The 17522-nt window shown below is 72.2% G+C and carries 13 protein-coding genes; 5 read left to right on the top strand and 8 right to left on the bottom strand.

Annotated elements, in window-relative coordinates:
• Positions 1-56 precede the first annotated feature (56 nt).
• Both F9B16_RS04645 and F9B16_RS04640 read right to left on the bottom strand, forming a co-directional pair.
• Complete coding sequence (locus tag F9B16_RS04645; protein ID WP_151538564.1) at positions 57-1877, bottom strand: right-handed parallel beta-helix repeat-containing protein; 1821 nt, start codon at positions 1875-1877, stop codon at positions 57-59.
• Complete coding sequence (locus F9B16_RS04640) at positions 1874-3544, bottom strand: AMP-binding protein (protein WP_151538563.1); 1671 nt, start codon at positions 3542-3544, stop codon at positions 1874-1876. Before F9B16_RS04640 ends, F9B16_RS04645 begins: the two co-directional genes overlap by 4 nt.
• 115 nt (positions 3545-3659) lie before the next feature.
• Between F9B16_RS04640 and F9B16_RS04635 the strand changes: the two genes are divergently transcribed.
• The gene (locus F9B16_RS04635) at positions 3660-4526 is read left to right on the top strand and encodes a helix-turn-helix transcriptional regulator (protein ID WP_151538562.1); all 867 of its coding nucleotides are present in this window, start codon (positions 3660-3662) and stop codon (positions 4524-4526) included.
• 114 nt (positions 4527-4640) lie between these two features.
• On the opposite strand, the gene F9B16_RS04630 is transcribed toward F9B16_RS04635, so the two are convergent.
• On the bottom strand, positions 4641-5042 hold the full coding sequence (locus tag F9B16_RS04630; protein ID WP_151538561.1) for an acetyltransferase: 402 nt from the start codon (positions 5040-5042) through the stop codon (positions 4641-4643).
• A 290-nt stretch (positions 5043-5332) separates the two neighbouring features.
• Between F9B16_RS04630 and F9B16_RS04625 the strand changes: the two genes are divergently transcribed.
• The 4 genes from F9B16_RS04625 to F9B16_RS04610 are packed head-to-tail and all read left to right on the top strand — an operon-like array spanning position 5333 to position 11393.
• Entirely contained in the window at positions 5333-5689 is a 357-nt protein-coding gene (locus F9B16_RS04625) for a CU044_2847 family protein (protein WP_151538560.1), read from the top strand.
• Positions 5690-5705: 16 nt separating this feature from the next.
• A complete protein-coding gene (locus F9B16_RS04620; RefSeq protein WP_151538559.1) occupies positions 5706-6644 on the top strand; it encodes a hypothetical protein in 939 nt (312 codons plus the stop codon).
• Complete coding sequence (locus F9B16_RS04615; RefSeq protein ID WP_151538558.1) at positions 6637-10851, top strand: serine protease; 4215 nt, start codon at positions 6637-6639, stop codon at positions 10849-10851. The genes F9B16_RS04620 and F9B16_RS04615 overlap by 8 nt, the downstream gene beginning before the upstream one ends.
• A 44-nt stretch (positions 10852-10895) precedes the next feature.
• Positions 10896-11393, top strand: a complete 498-nt coding sequence (locus tag F9B16_RS04610) for a hypothetical protein (protein ID WP_151538557.1) — start codon at positions 10896-10898, stop codon at positions 11391-11393.
• A 96-nt stretch (positions 11394-11489) separates the two neighbouring features.
• On the opposite strand, the gene F9B16_RS04605 is transcribed toward F9B16_RS04610, so the two are convergent.
• The 5 genes from F9B16_RS04605 to F9B16_RS04585 all read right to left on the bottom strand — a co-directional run bounded on the left by F9B16_RS04605 (position 11490) and on the right by F9B16_RS04585 (position 17518).
• Positions 11490-13427: an oxidoreductase gene (locus F9B16_RS04605; protein WP_151538556.1), complete on the bottom strand. Its 1938-nt coding sequence runs from the start codon at positions 13425-13427 to the stop codon at positions 11490-11492.
• Positions 13428-13478: 51 nt separating this feature from the next.
• On the bottom strand, positions 13479-15041 hold the full coding sequence (locus F9B16_RS04600; RefSeq protein WP_151538555.1) for a purine-cytosine permease family protein: 1563 nt from the start codon (positions 15039-15041) through the stop codon (positions 13479-13481).
• A 104-nt stretch (positions 15042-15145) separates the two neighbouring features.
• A complete protein-coding gene (locus F9B16_RS04595) occupies positions 15146-16000 on the bottom strand; it encodes an SDR family oxidoreductase (protein ID WP_151538554.1) in 855 nt (284 codons plus the stop codon).
• Complete coding sequence (locus F9B16_RS04590; RefSeq protein ID WP_151538553.1) at positions 15993-16718, bottom strand: SDR family NAD(P)-dependent oxidoreductase; 726 nt, start codon at positions 16716-16718, stop codon at positions 15993-15995. The genes F9B16_RS04595 and F9B16_RS04590 overlap by 8 nt, the downstream gene beginning before the upstream one ends.
• The gene (locus F9B16_RS04585; RefSeq protein WP_151538552.1) at positions 16715-17518 is read right to left on the bottom strand and encodes an SDR family NAD(P)-dependent oxidoreductase; all 804 of its coding nucleotides are present in this window, start codon (positions 17516-17518) and stop codon (positions 16715-16717) included. Before F9B16_RS04585 ends, F9B16_RS04590 begins: the two co-directional genes overlap by 4 nt.
• Positions 17519-17522: the final 4 nt, after the last annotated feature.

Raw genomic sequence — 17522 nt, 5'->3', positions numbered from 1 at the left:
TTCCAACTTTCCGGAGTCGATCGATGGGTGGCCGCTGGGCGACGGAGGCGGCGGCTTCACGAGGGCGGCCCGGCCAAGGGGTCCTCGTGCGTGATCGAGGCGTCGCCGGTGAGGACGAGGCCGGTGGGCTCCGGGCCGTCCGGCCGCCCCCACCAGTTCCCGTCGGCCCGCACGGGGACGGAGGTCAGTTCGGCGGAGCCGTGGCCGCCGGACAGGTCGTTGCGTCCCGGGTCGTGCTGGGTCCCGAGGTCGATCGTGGTCGAGCGGACGGTTCCGGGAACCTGGTAGGCGTACGCGGCCGGGCCGTTCGTCGCGCCGCCGAGGTCGGTGTCGCGCACCTTCACCGCCAGCCTCCCGAGCCGGCCCGCGGTGGGCGAGCCGAGCGCGGGTTCGGCCGCGGACTGGACGGCGGTGACCGGCGCCGAGTTCCTGATGTAGAGGTTCGCCTGCCGGTTGCCCGTGACGGCGCTGCCCCGCACGGTGAGGGTCGTCTCCCGCTGGCTGCGGCGGGTGGCGTCGACGATCCCGGCGACGCAGTCGGTCAGGCGGCTGTTCGTGACGGACGTGGAGATGGTGTTGCCGCCGCCGTCCTCGAACTCCGGGCTGGTGTTCGAGATGACCAGGCAGCTCGCGGTGTTGTAGAAGGGCCACTGCAGGCCGCGGTCGAACGCGGCGCCGGAGGGCAGCGCGGCGTGCGCCGCCGTCACGTCGTCGAGGTCGAGGACGAGGCGCTGCCCGCGGCCGAACGTCAGCGCCTCGATCACGTCGCCGGTGACGTTCGTGAACGAACTGTGGGTGACCTTGATGTTCGCGCGCGCCGACTCCTGCATGAGCACGAACTCCGCGCCGTTGGCGGAGAAGCCGCCGCGGATGGCGTCGGCGCTGAACCGGTCGACGCGGATGTCGGCGGTGGAGGAGCCGCCGATGTTGGCGAACAGGCCTTCCGGGTCGGCGCCGGCGCTGCCGATGCCGGTGACCGTGGTGTCGTCGATGCGTGCGGACAGTCTGGACGAGTCGGCGGTCTGGATGCCGACGGCGAGCACCGAGCGCAGCCCGTGCGCGGTGCCCTCCCGCAGGCCGGCGACCTTGTTGCCGGAGAGGGCGGCGTCGAAGCGGGCAGTTCCGGCCAGGCGGAGGTCGATGCCGTCACCGCAGGCGGCGTCGTGCACGTGGTTGCCGTCGATGCGCCCGCGCGCGCTGCGGGAGGTGTTGTCGATCATGATGCCGGCCCAGCCGTTGGGCAGCCCGGCGCTCGCGTAGGTCCGGAAGGGGAAGATGTGGATGCCGACCCCGCAGGAGGTGTTCTGGCCGTGGACGTCGTTGCCGGTCACCCGCACGCCGGTCACGTTCGCCCCGTACACCCCGGAACGGTAGGCGTCCGCGACCACGAGGTTCCGGACGGTCGTCCCGTCGGCGAGCACGACCGCGTTGCCACCGTTGGAGAAGCCCGACGTGTTGGTGATCGTCGGGGCGTCGGCGGGCGCGGCGGGCGAGGTCACCGCCGGCCCTTCCCCGACGAGCGTCTGCCCCGGTTTGAGCGTGATGCCGCCGTCCAGCGGCCTGCCCGCCGGCAGGATCGCGATGGTGTCGCCCGGCGCCGACCAGCCTTGCGCCTGGAGCAGCGCGTTGAAGGGCGCCCGCCGCGTGCCGTCGCCGCCGGACGCCGCCGCCGCGCTCACATACCAGGTCCTGTGCCCCGGCTTTGCCGCCGTCGGCGGGACGAACGTGGACGACGGTGCGGTGACCGGCCGCGCGTCGGTCGCCGGGGCGTGGGCGGCTGCGGCACGCGAAGGATGCGACGTCTCGGACCCGAAGGCCGCGAGGACGAGGAAGGCCCCCAGGGCGAGGTACGCGTATCGGCGCGGATGCGATCTCACGACGTGCTCCTCTTCGCCGTGGTGGAGGAAGACTCTGCCGTAGTGGAGGAAGGCCCTGCCGTCCCGTGCTCGCGGCGGAGCAGGAAGCGCTGGACCTTCCCGCTCGGCGTCCTCGGGAGCCGCGGAATGAAGTGGACCCTGCGCGGGTAGGCGTGCGCGGCGTACCGCGTCTTCACGAGCCGCTGAAGGTCGGCGACCAGCTCGTCCGACTCCGGGGTTCCCGGGCGCAGCACGACGCAGGCGATCAGGACCTCGCCGCGCAGCTCGTCGGGGACCCCGACGACGGCGGCCTCGTCGACGGCGCCGTGCTCCATCAGGACGCTCTCGACCTCGGACGGATCGATGCGGTACCCGGCCATGAGGATCACGTCGTCATCACGGGAGCCGAACGACAGCCGCCCGTCGGCGTCCCGGGAGGCGGTGTCGCCGGTGAGGTACCAGCGGCCGCCGGAGGCGAACCGGTTCCCCGGCGCTCCCGCCGCCGCGTTCCCGTAGCCGGTGAACCACATCAGCGGGCTGCCCTCCACATCGACGGCGAGCCGCCCGGGCTCCCCGTCGCGGGCGGGCTCGTCGGCGTCGGAGCGCAGCACGTCGAGCCGCCATCCCGGCAGCGGACGGCCCATGGAACCGGGACGCGGGTCGGCGTACAGGCCGGGGTGCCACGCGTTGGCCGCCACCATCCCGAGCTCGGTCTGCCCGTAGTGATCCAGGACGGGCACGCCGAGGACCTCTGCGGCCCACTCCAGGACGTCACGGGTGAGGGGCTCACCCGCCGAGGACAGGCAGCGCAACCGCAGGCCGTCCGGCACCGGCGCCCCCCGCAGCGCGCGGTAGACGGTCGGCGCGGCGGCGAAGTTCGTCACGCCGAATTCCGCCAGCACCGACCAGGTCAGCTCCGGTGAGAAGGAGCCGCGCAGCAGCAGCGCACGGTGTCCGAGCGCCAGCGGACCGATGATCGCGTAGTAGAGGCCGTAGGCCCACCCCGGGTCGGCCGCGTTCCAGAAGACGTCGGACGCCCGGTGATCCAGCCCGTACTCCTGATAGATCCGCATGGACGCCACCGCTCGCAGCGGAACGGGCACGGCTTTAGGGGCTCCGGTCGTCCCGGAGGTGAACAGCTCGATGAGGGCGCCCCGGCCGCCGACCGCGGCCGGCTCCCGCCACGGCCGGCTCCGCAGCAGGTCCCTGAATTCCAGGTCGTCCCCGGAGGCGACGCCCGTGGTCACGACCCGGACGGCGCCTTCCGCGACGACGGGGACCGCGTCGAGCTTCGCCCGCTGCGCCGGATCGCAGACCACGACCTTCGTGCCGTTGGCCGAGACGCGCGCGGCGACCGAGGCCGGCGCGAACGCGGTGAACAGCGGCACCTGGACCGCGCCGAGCCGCCAGATCGCCAGGATCGCCACGACCAGCTCGGCGGACTTGCCCATCAGCGTCGCGACCCGGTCGCCGCGCCCGACACCGAGGTCCGCCAGCGCGGCCGCCACCCGCGCGGACGCGTCGGCGAGCTCCCCGAAGGTCACGTCGCGGGCGGTCAGATCCGCCTCCACGACCGTGAACGCGACGGCCTCCGGCGGATGCCGGTCGCACAGCGACTCCGCCGCGCTCGCATGCGGCGAACCGAAGGCGTCCAGCAGCTGGACGACCTGATCGTGCGGACTCGTCATGGCGGCTCCCGGATGAACGCAGGTGAGGTTTCCGGAATGGTCGCCTCCGCAGGGCACGTCCGGCACCCCCAGATGGGGGGTGCCACCCCCCTCCTCGATGACGTAGGAAGAGATCGTGACCGGGCACCACGCACCTGATGACACCGTCCAGCTCCACCGCGCGCTCACCCGCCTCCGCGACTCGACCAGGCTCCCGCTGACGTTCGGCGGGCCGGTCGGCGCGGACCAGCGGCTCCGGCTGTCGGAGTTCTCCGGAGAGCACCGCGGCGCGATGCGCGGCGTCGCCCTGCGCGTGGGTCTCGGACTCGGCGGCAAGGTCGTCGCCCGGCGCCGCCCGATGGTGCTCAACGACTACGTGAGCGCCGAGGGCATCAGCCACGACTACGACCGCTTCATCAAGGTCGAGGACCTGCGGGCGATGGTGGCGGTGCCGGTGACCGTCCGCCGCACCGTCCGCGGGGTCCTGTACGGCGCGATCCGATCCGCCGTCCCGCTCGGGGACCGGATCGTCCAATCCGTCCACGACGCCGCACGGGACCTCGAGCAGGACCTCGCCGTCCACGACGAGATCGCACGCCGCCTCGACGGATTCGCGGAGCAGCTCAATGCCGCCGAGCAGCCCCGGAAAGGACCAGGCGGACGGCAATGGGAGCTGATCCGGGAGAGCTACGCCGAACTCCGCCTGCTGCGGCACGACCTCGCGGACGAGCAGTTGCGCCACCGCCTGGACTCCGCCTGCGACAAACTCGGCCGGGCCTGCGCCGCGACGGCCCCCGCCGGCCCCGCGCCGGTCCTGTCCGCGCGGGAGACCGATGTCCTCGCGTGCGTCGCGCTCGGCTGGACGAACCCCGAGGTGGCCGCCGATCTCGGCATCGCCGTCGAGACCGTGAAGGGGTATCTCCGCGGCGCGATGCGCAAGCTTCACAGCCACTCCCGGCTGGAGGCCGTGGTCAACGCCCGCCGTCTGGGCCTGCTCCCTTGAAGGCCGCTCCCGCGTCACGCTGGAAGGGCATCGGCTGTGACGGCCGGCCGGTGACCACGTCGCCAAGGGCCCGGACCGAGCGCTCGGTCCGGGCCCGGGCGGGTTACCGCGGGGTCAGCTGCAGTGCGTCCAGCCGCTGTACCACCACTGGTTGTTGGTGCCGCCGCCCCACTGGACGCACTTCCCGACGGCGGGAGCGGAGACGGGACCGGCGTAGTAGGCGTAGCTGTCGGTGTCCTCGATCGGGTTGCTGCCCTGGACGTACAGGTAGGCGCCCGTCCGCGTCTTGGTGCCCACCGACGTGGTCTTCACCGTCACCACGCAGTTGCGGCCGGACGAGCCGTTCCAGAGCAGGTAGACCGTCGAGCCGGTCAGCGCCTTGTGGTCGATGACCGAGTAGCCCGAGCCGCAGACGGCGGACGGCGACGTCGCGGCCGAGGCCGGAGCGGCCAGGGCGACGCCGGCGGCGCCGGCCGCGGCCGCGGAGGTGATGAGGGCGAGAGCTGCCTTGCGCATCACGCTGATCTCCTTCCGCTCCGGCCATGTGCCGGAGCAGTCAAGATCGTCCTTCGTGCGCGCCGACGCCCGGGCGAACGGCAGATGATCACCAAATGATCTTCTAGGGCCGCACCGGGACGTCCCCATGCCCTTAAGGACAAGGAGACCAGGGTTTGGCAACTGACACGGTCAGCATGGCCACATGCAGTCACCGCCCTGCGAACCCCTCTGAGGGCGAGGTGTTCCCTTTACCGTTTCTCTTGCACGGCACATCTCACTGGCACCTCGGTATTAAAGGGAATGCGGCGATGGCTGAGTATGTCGAAGTTCGCCTCTCCGATGGGGAGGGTGTTCCCTTCGAGGTCGAGGAGACCGACGCCCCGGTACCGGCAGGACGCCGCTGGCAGGCCACCACCGAACGGGCACAGGAGACGCTGGAGCAGAGCGTGGACCGCGTCCTGCGGATCGCCCGGGCCGTCGCCCAGCGAGCGGAGGCCTCGGCCGACCGCGCCGAGAAGGTCACCGTCGAGGTCGGGCTCACCATGACGGCGGACGTCGGAGTGGTGGTCGCCAAGACCGCCAGCGCCGCGCACATCAAGATCAGCATTGAGCGGCCGAGCGAGTCACCGGGCACCGGCGACGCCGGACCTTCCACCTCCGCCTGAACGGGCCGGAGCCGAGGTGCGCGTGCGCGCGGCCGGGCCGATCCTGCCCCGAGCCTCGGGGATCTGCGCCGTCGGCGCGTTCTGCCTGTCGTTGTACGCGCTGAACGTCGAACCCGTCCACGAACTCGTCGGTTCGGCCACGGCGGTCGCGTTCCGCAACGACCCGAACGGCTCGTGGCAGGTCGCGATCGAGGTGCGGGGAAGCCGGTGGGGGCGGATGGACGGCCATCTCTACAGCCCCGACTTCCGCGAGGTCGCCGGCAGCGCGTCCGTGATCGCGGCACTGGTGGTCACGATCCTCCCGTACGCGGTGCTCCTGGGCAGCGGAATCGCCTGCCTGTTCTGGGGCCGGTCGCCGAGGAGGGTCGCATTCCTCGCCGGTTCGGCGGCGCTGTGGGGCACTACCGCCTGTACGGTTCCGGGCCGCTGGACCGGCCTCTCGTTCTTCGACGCGCCGACGGTGCTGTGGCTCGGCTCGGCCTCGCTGCTGGCGGCGGGGGCCGCGACTCTCCTGCCGTGGATCTGGTTGTGGCGGACGAACCCGCCACTTGCCCCGGAGACGGGGCCGCGGCGCCGGCCCGCCGCGGCGCTCGTGATCGCCTTCGTGCTCTTCATCTGGCTTCTGCTTCGGCCCTCGACGGGCTTGGGTCTGTTGAGCGGAAGTCTCGCGTTCGTCTGCGTCGTCACCGTCCCGCTGCTGGCCGTTCTCATGCCCACATACCCGCTGGCGCGGCCGCTGCTGGCGGGCTGGCTGCTGCTTCCGGGGACGGCTCTGGTCGCCGACACCACGAGCCTGCTGCTGACGCTCTTCGCCCGTCCAGGCGCCGGCGATCCGTTCCCGGACGGGACGTGGTCGCCGTGGCCTCCCCTGCTCGGGATCGGCGCCGGGCTGTCGACCCTGATCGCGTTGCTCCTCAGTGTCCGGCGCGAACGGGCGGCCGTGGCCCATGGCTGAGCTCGTCGAGCGAGCCCTGGTCCGGGTCTGGCGGGGTGACGAGCCCGTCGGGGTCGGCTTCCTGATCGACGCCGACCGTCTCATCACGTGCGCGCACGTCGCGGCGTACGCGCTGGAACGCGACCGGGCTCCGCTCGGCGCGCTGATCGAGGTCGACCTCCCGCTGATCGCCGAGGGCGGGCGGATGCCCGCGACCGTCACGTTCGTGGCCGACGACGCCGACGTGGCCGGGCTGCGGATCGCCGCGGACGATCTCCCCGGCGGGGCCATGCCCCTGCAGATCGTCGCCGCCGAGGAGACGACGGGCCACCCGGTCCGCCTGTACGGCTGCCCCGCCGGACGGCCCCAGGGGGTGTGGGCCCAAGGCCTGATACGAGGCAACGGCGCCGGGGGGCGGTTCCAGATCGACGACGACCGGTCGACCGGGATCGCCATCGGTCGCGGTTTCAGCGGCGGCCCCGTCCTGGACGTCGAACTCGGCGCCGTCGTCGGGATGCTCGTCGAGAGCGAGAGCAGGCCGGAGCGGCGCACCGGCTACGCGCTGTCCGGCCCGGCCCTGCATCGGGCATGGCCCGGCCTGGCCGAGGCGTCCGGGCCGGCCATCCCGTTCCGCGGTCTGGACCCGTTCGAGGAGAACCACCGGGAGCAGTTCTTCGGCCGGGAGCGGCTCACGGCCCAACTGCTGGACGAGCTGAACCGGGGCGGTCTGATCGTGGTCACCGGCCCCTCGGGGTGCGGCAAGTCCTCTCTCGTCCGGGCCGGGCTCGTGCCGGAACTGCGGGCGGCGGACGTCGCCGTCGCCAAATGCAGGCTCTCCGCCGGCGAGACGCCCTGGTCGGCGCTGGCCGCCGCACTGTGCGCCGAGCCGAGCTTGAAGGCGGCCAGGGCCGGCGTCGCGGCCGCATGGGCGAACGACCCGGACCTGCTCGCCGGGCGCCTGGCGGAGCGTCCCGGCGACGTGTTCGGCCCGCTGGCCGAGCAGGGCGGACTCCGCCGGATCGTCATGGTGGTCGACCAGGTCGACGAGGCCTTGGCGCGGTCGGAGCGGGAGACCGTCGCGCTGCTGGCGGTTCTCACCGAGCTGGTCGGCCCGGGACGGTCCGTACCGTTCGCTCTCGTGGTGACCGTGGGCCCCGTGTCACTGGGCACTCTGCTCGAAGACCGCCGCATCGGGCAGAGGTTCGGGGACGCGGCCATACCGATCCGTGCCCCCGACGACACCGAACTGCGCGCCCTGATCGAACGACCGCTCGCTCCCGTCGGCATGCCCGTCTACCAGGACGGCCTCGTCGACGCCATCCTGGCCGACCTGGTCGGCGAGCCGAATCCGCTGCCGCTGCTCGAGTTCACGCTCACCCTGCTGTGGGAGCGCCGCGTCGCCGGACTGCTGCGCCACGACGTCTACCACGAGCTCCGCAGCGAGGACGGAGCGGTGGCCTCGTTCGCCGAGGAGATCTGGCGCGGCCGCGGCTCCTCCGAGGCCGACCTGGAGCTGCTCTGCCAGCTGATCAGCCCGGTACCCGGCGGCCGGTACGTCCGCCGGGTGGCGGAACTGGACGACCTCGGCGCCTACGCGCCGCTGGCCAGGTCCCTCGCCGCCACCCGCCTTCTGACGTTGTCGGGCGGTGACGGCCGCCCCACCACGGTGGAGCTCGCTCACCAGACGCTCGTCCGGGCCTGGCCGAGGCTGCACCGGGAATTCCAGCGGCGCGAGAAGTTCCGCGAGTGGCAGGACGAGCTCGACGCGCGCTCTCGCCGCTGGCACCTGAACCGCGCACGCGACGACCTCCTGCGCGGCCGCGCCCTCCTCACCGCCTGGGGCGAACGCCGTGCCCACCTGGCCGAACTGAGCCCTCGCCAACGCGTCCTCATCAACGCCAGCGCCCGTGCCTCCGCGCACCGTTCCGTCCTGCGAGGCCTGGCCCTGGTGCTGGTCGTCGTGCTGGCGGTGTCCCTGGTGAACGCGCTCAACGGAGGTGTCGCCACCAGGAACGACCGCAACGCGGCCCTCGCCGCGCACGAGATCCTGAACTACGAGCGGACCGCGTCGATGCCGGACGGCCTGCTCTCAGCTCTGCAGGCGTACGGGCTCTACGACGACGAGTTCACCCGGGAACGCCTGCTCGAACGCTACCGGGGCCTGCGGTACGTCGAATCGGTCTTCACTCTCACGCCCTTCGTCGAACCCACTGACGGAAGGTCCCGCATCAACCGCAGCGGTACCCGGCTGGTGGAGACCTTCGACAGGTCCGCGATGATCTGGGACCTCTCGGGAGCCGCCCCCGTCCGGACCTTCAGGATGCCGCCTGAGCGTCCGGCACGTGCCGGCCCGATCCTGCTCCAACCCTTCTCGGTGGCCGCCAAGCCCGTCTGGCTCAACGACGACCGGATCGCGTTCATCACCGATCCGACGGCGACGACTCCGGGAAGGATCGTCATCACCGATGCGCGCACCGGCCGGCCCGAACGTGCTCTCCTCCTGGACACCGATGTCTTCGACCTGCTCGCCGATCCGTCCGGCCGATGGCTGGCGCTGCTGACCAACGAAGGCACGCTGCTCGCCGACCTCGACCGGCCCGGCACGGCTCCGCGCCGCCTGGCCAGGCCGCCGGTCGACGAGAACGGCTCCTACTTCCAGTCCGGAACGGCACTGCTCGGTGTGCTGCCCTCCGGCGAAGCGGTCCTGAGCGTGGCAAGCGGATTCCCGACGATCCTGAGCGCGTCCGGCACTCGCCCGTTCTCCCCGCCGGGGCCGCACGCCACCAGGGCGCCCACGCCGCGCGACCTGGACACCTTCATCGACTGCGGCATCGAGGGCCGCTCCTACGACCTCAGGCTTCGAAGCTTGAGCGACAACGCGGTACTCGCCCGGCACACCATGACTCCGCACATGAACGATTCGGCGGACTGCCCCCGCTCGAGTGTCTTCAGCTCCGACGGCGCGCTCGTGGCCTACCGCGACCTCGTCGACGAGGATCTCGTCCACGTGGGCGAGGCCGGTGCCGACGAAGGCTCCATGCGCACCGTCCAACTGCCGCCCGACCAGCGGCCGGCCGCGCTCATCGCCGAACCGAACGGCGACTACCGGCTGATCACCGTCCAGAACCACGCCGCCATGGTCGTCCGGGTCCCGGCACCGGACGCCCTGGACAGGACGATCCATCGGCTCCTATTCGGCACGCTTCACCCCGCCGGGCTGAGTCTGACCGCCTGGCAGTTCGTGCGGTTCTCCCAGGATGGCTCCCACGTGCTGCTCATCGACCCGGCCTCGCGGGCCGAGGTCTGGGACACCCGCACCCGCCACCGCACCGGCACGGTCCCCATCCCCGTCTCGGCCGACGACACCGGGCCGGGCGGATCCCGTCCTCCCCAGGACCGGTTCCCCAGGCTCGCCGAGCGGCTGGCGCTCTCACCCGACGGCCGGATCCTGGCGAGCACCTCGTCAAAGACGCGGACCACGACCTTGTTCCGGCTCCCGGACCTGACCGCGGTCGCCACCATCGGCCAGGGCGGCGACAGCGTCGCCTTCGCCGACGACCGCAGAATCATGATCAGCGGCTCTCTGTGGAGCATCCATCCCCTGCGCCGGCTGACACGGCGCCCCCTCCCGACGCCCTTCACCAAGGACGTCCAGGTCCGCCCGCGCAACCGGGACATGATCGTCCTGGGGACGAACCAATCCGGCCGGGGGTTCCTGACACGCTTCTGGTGGGACGGCACTCCCGTCCCCGGCTCGGACGTCGCATTCGGCGCGAGCGGCCTCGACAAGTCGCTGCTGACCATCGATCCCTCGGAACGCTTCGCCGCCCTTGTCCCCATCCAAGCCACCCCCACCGAAGTCCAGGTCTGGGACCTCGCCACCCGCACCCTGGTCGGCAGGCTGCCCTCACCTGCCGGCCTGGTTCCGGTCGCCCTCTCCTTCGCCGGCGACCCGCGCCACCTCGACGTCACCTACACCACCCAGAACCTCCGCTGGACGGCGTCCTCGGGCCTGGCCGTGCGCCGCTGGACCCGCGATCCGTGGTTCGGGCTGCTGCGCCCGTTCGACCCGGCCCCGCGCGCCACGATCCTCACCGGCGGCCACCCTGCCTCCGAGCCCTGGCGGATCTCCCCCGACGGCCGCCTCGAACCGACCGCTCCCGCCGCCTGGCTGCGCACCCTGTGCACCCTGGCGTACCGGCTCTCGTCCTCCCCCGCCTGCCCGTGACAGCCCGTGCCGGCGGGAACCACACCTGAACGGAAGGGAACCCCATGGAGCTGGACGGCGCCGCCCGGCGGGAACTGATCCTGAAGGTGCTCGGATGGGGAACGCTCGTCTACTTCCTGATCATCGGATTCGCTCTGCAGGAGCACGCGCTCTTCGAGCTGAGGGCCGCACCCGGTGCGGCCCGGCTCCAGCAGGCGCAGCGCGCCCATGCCGGTGCGCTCGAGTCCAGGGCGCGGTCCCTCGCCGCGACCGATCCCGTAACGTCCGCCGACCTCAAGGTTCAAGCCGCCAAGATCAGGTTCGAAGTCGACACCGCCGTCCACGACCAGTCCGACAGCCGCTTCCGCGCGGTAGGCCTCGTCATCGGTACGACCGCCTTCGCTCTCCTCTATCCCGCTCTGATTTACCTCACCTATCGCCGCACTGACCCCACCGGCACCCTTGCGGCATCCGACCTCGTCCCCCTGAGAGCCGCGCTCGCCTATGGCGTCGTGATGAGCATCATCACCGCCATCGCCGGCTTCACCACGGCCTATCAATGAAGCCGTGACCGCGCCTCATGTTGCAGGGATTCCCGCCCGCCCGGGTGTGCTTATCCCGGGCGGGCGGTGTCTTGGTGCGCTGTCGCTCTGGAAGGGTCAGATGAGGCGGGCCGTCCAGAAGGCGGCGTGGATCGCGTCGAAGACGCGGCCCGGCCTGTCGGCGGAGCCGATGGTCCGTGCCGGGATTCCGGCCGCGTCCAGCTCGGTCTGCAAGGTGCTCCTTGAAGGTTCCCTGCCCAGCGCGACGATCACGGCGTCGGCCTCTACCAGGCTCTCGATGCCGTCCGACCGGACCCGCACGCCCTTGTCCTCGATCGCGGTGGCCTCGTGGCCGAGTTTCACCGTGGCGCCGGCCTTGACGAGGAGCTTGGGCAGTTCCTCGGCGTCGTAGTGGACCTCGTCGCCGCGGATGAGCGAGTCGCCGCGTTCGAGGACGGTCACGCTGGTGCCTTCGAGTTCGGCGACGCGCATCGCGGTCTCGACGCCCTGGAAGCCGCCGCCGACGACGGCGACCGATCGTCCTGCCAGCGTGTCCGCGTGGGCGGTGACGTCGTTCGGGCCGATGACCAGCGCCGTGCCGGAGACCGGGCCGGGGAACGGCCGCTTCGGGGCGCCGGTGGCGAGGACGACCTCGTCGAATCCGTCGGCGAGGGCGGCCGCGTCGGCTGCGGCCTTCCTCACCTCGATGCCGCGCCGCTCGACCTCGTGCACGAGGTGGCGGCGCAGCTCGGCGATGTCGACCTTGAACGTCGAGCCGACGGCGTGGTTGAGGTCGCCGCCGAGTTCCCGCGGCTCGAACAGCACGACCCGGTGGCCCCGGTCGTGCAGGATCGCGGCGGCCCGCAGCCCGGCCGGGCCGCCGCCCGCGACGGCGACGCGCTTGGCGGCGGGCGCCGTCCCGATCGGGAAGCGGCCCTCCTCCACGACGGTCGGGTTGACGGTGCAGCCGACGCTGCGTTTGGCCTCCAGACCCCGTACCAGGCAGCCGTCGTTGCACCGGATGCACGGGACGATCTCCAGGTGCCGTCCCGTGCGGGCCTTCTCGGGCCACTGCGGGTCGGCGAGCAGGGCGCGTCCGACCGAGACGAGGTCGGCGCTGCCGGAGGCGATGATCTCGTCGGCCACCTCCGGGGAGACGAGCGAGCCCGAGGCGATGACCGGGATCGACACGGCGGGCTTGATCTTCTCCCAGCCCCAGCGGTGGAGCTGGCGCGGCATGAACCAGGAGCTGGCCTCGTAGTGCTGCAGGGCGTGGTGGCCGCCGGAGGCGTGGACGACGTCGACGCCGTGCTCCTCCAGCAGCCGGCACAGCTCGACGGTCTCCTCGATCGTGATGCCGTCCGGCTCGTAGTCGGTGACCGAGAGCCGGACGCTCAGCGGGAACTCGCGCGGCACGCGGGCGCGGACGCTGTCGACGATCTCCAGCAGGATGCGGCGGCGGTTCTCGGCGCCGCCGCCGTACTCGTCGGTCCGCTTGTTGGTGTGCGGGGACAGGAAGTTGGTGATCAGGTAGCCGTGCCCGGCGTGGATCTCCACCAGGTCGAAGCGCGCCGCGTGGGCTCGCGCCGCCGCCTCGCCGAAGCTGCGCACCACGCCCGCGATCTCCTCGGTGGTCATGGGGGCGGGCCGGACGCCGAACGGCATCTCGGCGACGTCCCAGGAGGAGTCCGACGCCGACTTCATGGGTGCGGTGCCGAGGAAGCGCTGGCGGCCGCTGTGCACGAGCTGCAGGCCGGCGCGGGCGCCGCCGGCCCGGATCTCGTCGGCGAGCCAGCCGAGGCCCGCGACGTGTTCCTGGTTGGCGGCGCCGGGCTGCCCGTGGATGGACTTGGCCGCGTCGTCGTCGACGTAGGTGTACTCGACCATGACGAGGCCGGCGCCGCCCTCGCCAAGCGTCCGGTAGTGGTCGATCGTGCGCTGGGTGACGGTGCCGTCGGGGTTGCAGGTGCCGGTCGTGTTGGGCGACTTGACGATGCGGTTGCGGATCTTCAGGGTGCCGATCGTCACGGGCTGGAAGAGGCTGTCGAAGGCCATCGGTGCTCGCTTTCCTGGGCGTGTCCGGTAAGTCGGCGGCGGTCCGGTGGGTCAGCGGCGGCGGGCGAGGGTGGCGGTGGCGCAGCCGTCGCAGACGGGGGCGTCGCCGGCCGCGGGTTCGCGGTCCATCTCGAGGACGATGTAGGACTTCGCGCAGCGGTGGCACTCGGCCCGCGTCGCCGCGGCGTCCTCGACCTCCAGGCGCGGATCCGGCGCGGCGGGGGCGACGAGCGGGCGCGCCTTGACCACGACCGCGTACAGGACGACGCTGAGCACCAGTGCGACGGCGGGCGCGCCCTCGGCGAGGAGCGCGGGCACGCCGGGGCCCTCCGCGCAGTAGATGCCGGTCCCGGCCGCGACCACCCAGGCCGCCAGCCCCCAGGTGGCGCGGGGCAGCCGCAGCGCACGGAACTCCGGCCCGCGAGCGCGGTCCTCCGGCACGAGCGCGTAATGGGTGAGGGCGATGCCGACCCAGCTGACGAGGAACACGCCCTGCCAGGTGAGCGCCCTGTTCAGGTAGCTGAAGACATCGGTGAGCATCAGGAGGAAGACCACGGCCGTGGTGGCGAGGACGAGGGGGATGCGTCCGAGCCGCCGTCCGGTCAGGCCGGCGATGAGGCGTTCCCAGTTCGAGGACGCCTGGTAGTAGTTCAGGCTGTTGATCCTGGCCTGCGACACGACGATGAGGACGAGCCCGGCGGCACCGAGGGTGGCGATGATCGCCTCGACGACCCCCGTCTCGGCCGCCGGCCGGTCGGGGATGGCGGCGCGGACGAGGAAGATGCCCGCCGCTCCGTTGGCCGCGAACAGGAAGGTGTAGAAGACCCAGCCGAAGGTGACGTGCTTGTGGAAGCGGTCGTCCTCGGCCCTGGCGAAGCGGGCGAAGTCCACCGTGGTGGGCATCGTGAGGTAGATGCCCATGTAGAGGATGACGCTCAGGAGCCAGCCCGGCATGGGACGGGCCTCCGGCGGAACGATGCCCTGGAAGGAGAGCCAGCCGCCACCGTCGAACCTGATCGCGGCGACGACCACGGCGACGACGATGCCCACGAGGTAGAGGGGCAGCAGGACGCCGTTGAGGCGGGCCATCCACGTCTGCACGCCGCCGAGCATCAGCGGCAGCATGACCAGGGCGACGATCGCGTACCAGACCCGGACGTCCCAGCCGGGGGTGTAGTGCTCGAACGCGACGGCCAGGGTGCTGCTCTCGAACACTGCGTAGTAGGTGGTGTTGGCCGCGACCAGGAGGGCGGTGAGCGAGGCGCCCATCACGCCGAACATCCGCCGCGACAGCAGCGTGCTGTTGAGGCCGCTGCGCCGGGCCCACCCGGCGAGCAGCATGTTGATCAGGCTGTAGGTGACCACCGAGACGCCGATGGCGGTCAGCGCGGCGGAGGTCCCGTAGAGGCCGGCGGCGAGGGCGCCGTAGAACAGCCAGACCATGGCGCTCAGCAGCGACCAGAAGGACATGGTGAGCTGCCAGCGCCCGACCCGGGCGGTGGTCGGGACGAGGTGGCTGGTGTAGTCGTCCGCGCGCTGCTCGGCGACGACGTCGGGGTCGTCGGTGCTGCTCGTCCGCAGCGGCGGGAGGGTGTTTTCCGGGGCCAGCGACATGGTCGCTCCAAGGGCGAGAGGGGGGTGGGTGGTTCTGAGTGTTCGTCTGGGAAATGCACATGTGCGGCCTTGGCCCCCGCCCAGCCGCCTTACGTCTTCGCCGGTCAGGCCCTCAGTGCGGCCGGATCCAGGTCGGTGCCGCCGGCGGGGCGGCCGATGCCGCGGACGCCGAACCCGCTGTCGGTCCACAGGCACTCGCCCGTCGTCAGCGGGGCCGCGTCGGAGGCGAGGTACACGAAGGCTCCGGCGTGGTCGCCCGGTTCAGGGATGAACCCCTGCGGGATGACCTGCTCCGCGCCCGGGAGGACGGCGTCGATCGGGTCCTGGTCCAGGGCGGCCAAGCCCTGCATGCGGGTCCTGCCCACGCCGATGGCCACGCCGTTCACCCGGATCCGCGGTGCGAACTCCCAGGCGAGCTGGCGGACGATGCCGAGGTCCGCGTGCTTGGTCGAGACGTACAGGACGCCGTCGTCGACCGCGCGGTAGCTGGCGATGGAGCAGGAGAAGATCATGTTCCCGCCGGTCTCCAGCAGCGCGGGCAGCGCCGCGCGTGCGCCCAGCAGGTACCCCTTGACGTTGATCGCGTAGATCTCGTCGATGGCCGCCTCCAGCCGGTCCAGCGGGATGCCGGCCAGGGGGAGGTTGCCCGCCCCGACGCCCGCGTTGCCGACGAACACGTCGAGCCGGCCGAAGGCGTCCACCGCCTCCTGGACGGCCCGCTGGTTGTCGGCCAGGCTCTCCGCCAGGCCGACCGTGGCGTGCACGTCGGCTCCGAACTCCGCCGCGGTCGCCGCGGCGCCGTCGGCGTCGCGGTCCAGGACCGCGACCTTGGCTCCCGCCTCGACGTAGGCTTCCACCACCGCGCGCCCGATCCCGGCGGCACCGCCGGTGACCAGTGCGACCTTCCCTGCGAGCGCTCCCCCGCCGCCGTGGCGGCCGGGTACGTGACGTTCAGGCATGTACCGCTCCTCCGTTGACATCGATGACGGCTCCGGTCAGGAACCCGCCGCCCTCCCCCACCAGGGCCGGGACGAGTGAGGCGATCTCCTCGGGGGTGCCGAGCCGGCCGACGGGGATGTTCGCCGCCAGGTCCCGTTCGGCCGCTCCGGAGGCGGCGAAGTAGTCGAGCAGGTGCTCGGTGCGGACCGTCCCGGGGTTCAGCACGTTCGCGGTCACCCCGGTCCCCGCGACCTCGACGGCGAGCTGGCGGGTGAAGCCGACCAGGCCGGCCTTGGCCGCCACGTAGCCGATCGCGTTGCCCGCCTGCGGGGCGGTCGCGACGACGCTGCCGATGTTGAGGATGCGTCCCCAGCCGCGCCGCACCATCTCGTCCAGGACCGCCTGGCACATCAGGAACGGCACGGTGAGGTTCAGCTCGATCTGCCGGTCCCAGTCCTCGCGGGACGCGTCCGCGGTGGTCACGGCCTCGACGAAGCCGCCCGCGTTGTTCACGAGGATGTCGACGCGGCCCGCCGCCTCAATGAGCGCGTCGCGGCCGGCCGGGGTCGTCAGGTCGCCCGCGCAGGCGGTGGCGGTGCCCTGCGCGCTCAGCTTCGCGGCCTGCGCCGCGAGGCGCTCGCGGTCCCGGCCGCCGAGGACGACGGCGGCGCCCTCGGCGACGAGCGCGGCATCGGCGCCGGTGACGACCGCGACCCGGCCGTCCAGCCGCCCGGTCACCCGGCGGTCCGCACGCGCCCGCCGGGGCGCGCGATGCCCCGGATGCCGAGGCCGCTGTCCGCGGTCACCATCGTGCCGGTCATCACGGCGGAGTCGGAGCGCGACGCCAGCAGGGTGAAGATGCCGCTGTAGGCGTCGATTTCCGGGATCTCCTGCAGCGGGAGTGCTTCCCTGGTCCCGTCGAGGACGGAGTCGGCCGCCGTCTGCCCGAGCGTGGTCGTCCCTTTCAGGCGGGTGGGCGCGACGCCGGGTGCGACGCCGTTGACCCGCACGTCCGGAGCGAGCTCGTACGCCAGCTGCCGGACGAGTCCCTCGACGGCGTGCTTGGACGCCGTGTAGAGGACGCCGCCGCCCGCGGCGTGGGATCCGGCGAACGATCCGGTGAGGATGACCGAACCACGCGACTCCACCAGGGCGTCCAGCGCGGCTCGGACGCCGAGGATCGGCGCCAGGACGTTCACCCCGAACAGCTCCTCGAAACCGGCCGCGAGCCGGTCGCCGGGGATGTCCTCCAGCGGGCGCGCGGCGTCGGTGATGCCGGCGTTGCCGACGAAGACGTCGAGCCGTCCCCAGGTGTCCAGCGCGGTCTGGACGGCCTGGACGTTGCCCTCCCAGGACCGGACGTCGGCGACGAGCGGGACGACGCGGTCCCCCAGCTCGGCCTTGAGTTCGGTGACCTTCTCCGACACGTCCAGGGCGACGACGCGCGCCCCTTCGGCGGCGTACCGGGTGACGACGGCCCGGCCGATCCCGGAGCCGGCCCCGGTGAAGACCACGACCTGCCCTTCAAGCGAACCCATCAGC

Origin of the sequence: Actinomadura montaniterrae, from assembly GCF_008923365.1 — a bacterium.
GTDB lineage: Bacteria > Actinomycetota > Actinomycetes > Streptosporangiales > Streptosporangiaceae > Spirillospora > Spirillospora montaniterrae.
This window is presented reverse-complemented; position numbering and strand designations above follow the sequence as displayed.